Origin of the sequence: Dietzia sp. HMSC21D01 (genome assembly GCF_001815995.1) — a bacterium.
GTDB classification, from domain to species: Bacteria; Actinomycetota; Actinomycetes; order Mycobacteriales; family Mycobacteriaceae; genus Dietzia; species Dietzia cinnamea.
In genome coordinates this window covers 1-1,468 of sequence record NZ_KV824154.1, presented here as the reverse complement: position 1 = coordinate 1,468, position 1,468 = coordinate 1, and the positions used below count along the sequence as shown (strand labels likewise).

1 protein-coding gene is annotated in these 1,468 nt (G+C 73.6%); it reads left to right on the top strand.

Annotated features, from left to right (window positions below; translation table 11 throughout):
• Nucleotides 1–1,447 (top strand): N-acetylmuramoyl-L-alanine amidase (locus HMPREF3086_RS16960; RefSeq protein ID WP_070723105.1); only part of this gene is annotated, 1,447 nt, incomplete at its 5' end.
• Nucleotides 1,448–1,468 lie beyond the last annotated feature (21 nt).

Here is a 1,468-nt window from a genome sequence, read left to right as displayed (position 1 = left end):
GCCGGCCCGGCCCGCGTCGGACGGCACCCCGCCCGCGCCGACCCGCTACGCCGACATCAAGCCCGTCGCCGAGACCACCGACCTCGACCCCTCGTCGGTCACGGCCGTCCTGCTCACCCCCGACGCCACGCCGACCCCGGACCCCGAGGCGTTCGCCGACGTCACCGCCTCCGGCGGCACCGGCGCGAGCGGCGACATCGCGGCCAGGCAGCCCGCCATCATCAGCCGGGCCGGCTGGGGCGCAGACGAGTCGATCCGCTGCCGCAACGCGTCCTACGACCCGTCGCTCGCCGCGGCCGTCGTCCACCACACGGCCGGCAGCAACAACTACACCCGCGAGGGCTCGGCCGGCGTCATGCGCGGCATCTACACGTACCACGCCCGCACGCTCGGCTGGTGCGACGTGGGCTACAACGTGCTGGTCGACAAGTACGGGCAGGCGTTCGAGGGGCGCGCGGGCGGCCTGAGCCGCAACGTCCAGGGCGCCCACGCCGGTGGGTTCAACGGCAACACCTGGGGCATCTCCATGATGGGCGACTACTCGACCGTCTCCCCGTCCGACGCGACCATCCGCAAGGTCGGCGAGATCATCGGCTGGCGCCTGTCCGTCGCCGGCGTCGACCCCAAGGGTTCCGACACCCACTACTCCGAGGGCACCTCGTACACCAAGTACTCGTACGGCACAGCCGTGCGCCTGCCCAACATCTTCGCCCACCGCGACGTCGGCCTCACCTCCTGCCCGGGCAACTCCGGGTACGCCAAGATGGGCCAGATCCGCGACATCGCCGCGTCCTACGCCAAGAGCGGTGGCGGGGGCGGCGGAGCCCCGGCCCCGTCCAACCCGGGCACCGGCGGTGGTGGCACCGGCGGCGGTGGCACCGACGGCGGTGGCACCGGCGGTGGTGGGGGTGGCACCGGCAGCGCCGGTCTGACCGCGATCAGCCCCTCCGGCATCCAGGACGCCGTCACCACCGCGCTGCGGACCGTGCTCAGCGGCGGGCGTCTCGACCCCGCGGCCCTGACCCGCGCCCTGCTCGGCGGCAAGACCCTCGCGGACCTGCCGGTCGACGCCGGCTCGGTGGGCGACGCAATCGGCGTGGACCTCGGATCGGTGGAGGACCTGGCCGGCGGCGACTTCCGGGGCTTGGGCCAGCAACTCGGAGCCCAGCTAGGCAAGGCGCTCTCCGGGGTCCAGCGCTACGGGGACGTCTCCCTGGTCAAGCACGAGAACGGCGCGCTGTACTCCTCCCCTGAGACCGGGACCCATCCCGTGTGGGGTGTGATCGGTGACGCGTGGGCCGCGCAGGGCTTCGAGCACGGCCCGCTCGGGCTGCCGACCTCCGCGGAGGCCGAGCGGGAGGACGGCACGATCGCCCAGCGGTTCGTCGGCGGCACGCTCGTCTACGACCCGGAGACCAAGCAGCTCAGCATCGAGCCCAACCCCTGATCGACGACCGGGTCGCCCGCC